Raw genomic sequence first — 2,212 nt, forward strand, 5'->3', positions numbered from 1 at the left:
CCGCGCAGGAGGGCCCCGGCGCAAGCGCCCGTATCCGCATCGTCGCCGGCGCCTCGCGCGCCGAGGCGGTCGCCGCCGTGTACGAGGCGACCGACGGCAAGCCGGACGTCGCCGTATACGGAGGCGAGGTCGTCTCGGCCGGGCGCGTCGAGATGCTGCCGCATCTGCACGAGCAGGCGATCTCGATCACGGCGCACCGCTTCGGCACGCCGAACGCCCTGAGCGACGGGCTGCTCTGAGCGACGGGCCGCTTCGATCGGAGAACCGCTCCGACTGCTGAGGGCGGTCGCGCGGCCGTCGCAGCGCAGGCCGTCGCGGCCGCAGTTCGGGCTGATCTCACAGTTCCGGCTGAGGATCCCGCCGGATCCCATCAGCCCGAACTGCAGCATCAGCCAGAAGTGCAGCGGCCGTGCAGGCGGACCCGTGCCGGGCACAGTCTGCGGCGTACCGCGGGGTGCTCAGCGGCCCGGCGGCCCCGCGGGGTCGCCGCCCCGCGATTCCGCAGCCCGGCGATTCCACGGCCCAGCGGATCTGGAGCCCAGCGGATCTGGAGCCCAGCGGATCTGCGACCCCGCGATTCAGCGATTTCGCGGTTCAGCGGAACGCCAGCACTGCCAGAGCCGTGAGGCCGATCAGCGCGGCGAGCGCGACGAGCGGATAGGCGATCAGCGTGACCGCGCGCGAACGACGCTCGCGGCGCTCCAGAGAGGGCAGCGCCTCGCGCCCCTCCCGCACCGGGACCGGGGTCGCCGCCGGGGGTGCGCCGATCCGACGCTCGATCTCGTCCGACCCGTGATCGACACCGGTCGCGCGCGCCGACCTCGGCGCGTAGCGCACCGGAGACCGCGGGTGCAGACCGGGCTCCGGCGCAGGAGACTTCTCCCAGGGGGCGCGACCCGGTGGCGGGGAGATGCGGCGCCGCGGGTCCAGGCCGAAGCCCTCGGCATCGCGCACGGCGGTGCTGACGCGATGCCTCTCGGCGGTGGAATCCGCGATGGAATCCGCGATGGAATCGGCGGTCGCATCCGCCGTGGCATCGCCGGGGACGCCCGCGGCGGAGTCCGGGTCGGCATTCTCCGTGCTCCCGGCAACCGGTTCGGCCCCGAATTCGGCCCCGAATTCGGCAGCGGGTTCGACGACGGACTCTACAGCGAGCCCTGGAACAGGCGCCGCGGAGGCCCGCTTCGCATACCGACCACCGGGAAGGACTCCGCGCTCGTCTCCGCGGTCGATACCGGGCACGAGCACCGTCGCATCACTGTCGATGTCGTCATCGGAACCGCTGCCGGAGAGGTCATCGGCGCCCTCGCCGGCTCCGGCGGCGACGCGCGTCGAACGGGCCGGATCGGAGCGCACGACCGCGACGGTCGCATCCGCGACGACGATCGTCTCGTCCTCGAGGTCATCGACGTGCGTGCCGGCATCATCCGTGCCTGCGTCGTCCGAGCCGATGCCGTCCGAGCCGGCGCCATCCGTGCCGCGGCGGCCGATGCCCGTGTCGGCGCCGCCGGAGCTCATCGCGCTCCCGCGGTCACGGGACGTCGCGCCGGCCGCGTCCGCTCGATCGTGATCTCGTCGACCTCGCGGTCGTCGCCGCCGTCATCGATGCCGGCTGCTTCGAGCTCGACTGCGCCGGTATCAGTCCCCGCTGCGGCGGTCCCGGGCTGCGTGGGCGAGGGGGCGGATCCGAGCGTCCCGCTACCGCTCGAGAGGACGTCGACGACGATCAGCGTGATGTTGTCCCGGCCGCCGGACCGGAGCGCCTCGTCCAGCAGGCGCTCCACGAGCCGCGCCGGCCGGTCCGCTCCGCGCAGTGCGGTCTCCAGGCGCTGATCCTCGACCTCGGAGGTGAGCCCGTCGGTGCAGATGAGCAGGCGGGTGGCGCTCTCGATCGGCAGCAGCCAGGCGTCGTGGCGGGAGTCGTCGCTGCCGAGCGCGCGCGTGATCAGATTGCGCGGCGTTGACGCGGCATCCGCCCTGCCGGCGTCCAGCCGCTCGGCCAGCAGGGAGTGATCGCGGGTCAGCTGGATCAGCTCGCCGTCGCGATGCAGGTAGGCCCGCGAGTCGCCGATGTTCAGCACGTACCAGAACGGTGCGCCATCGTGCTCGATGCGGATCACACCGGTCAGCGTGCATCCGGCGCCCCGCTCACGGCGGGCGGCCAGGCGCGCCACGTCGGAGCGGGCTCGCGCGAGCGCGGCATCGATCCGTT

At 73.3% G+C, this 2,212-nt stretch carries 3 protein-coding genes; 1 reads left to right on the forward strand and 2 read right to left on the reverse strand.

Going from position 1 to position 2,212, the window contains the following annotated elements; genetic code table 11:
* Positions 1-239 (forward strand): hypothetical protein (locus ACFPZL_RS12485; RefSeq protein ID WP_382335670.1); only part of this gene is annotated, 239 nt, incomplete at its 5' end.
* A gap of 355 nt (positions 240-594) precedes the next feature.
* On the opposite strand, the gene ACFPZL_RS12490 is transcribed toward ACFPZL_RS12485, so the two are convergent.
* Positions 595-1,518, reverse strand: a complete 924-nt coding sequence (locus tag ACFPZL_RS12490) for a hypothetical protein (protein WP_218116063.1) — start codon at positions 1,516-1,518, stop codon at positions 595-597.
* A partial coding sequence (locus ACFPZL_RS12495) for a PP2C family protein-serine/threonine phosphatase (protein ID WP_382335672.1) occupies positions 1,515-2,212 on the reverse strand: 698 nt, incomplete at its 5' end. The genes ACFPZL_RS12495 and ACFPZL_RS12490, both read right to left, overlap by 4 nt.

The sequence above is a fragment of the Leucobacter soli genome (assembly GCF_042659205.1).
GTDB lineage: Bacteria > Actinomycetota > Actinomycetes > Actinomycetales > Microbacteriaceae > Leucobacter > Leucobacter soli.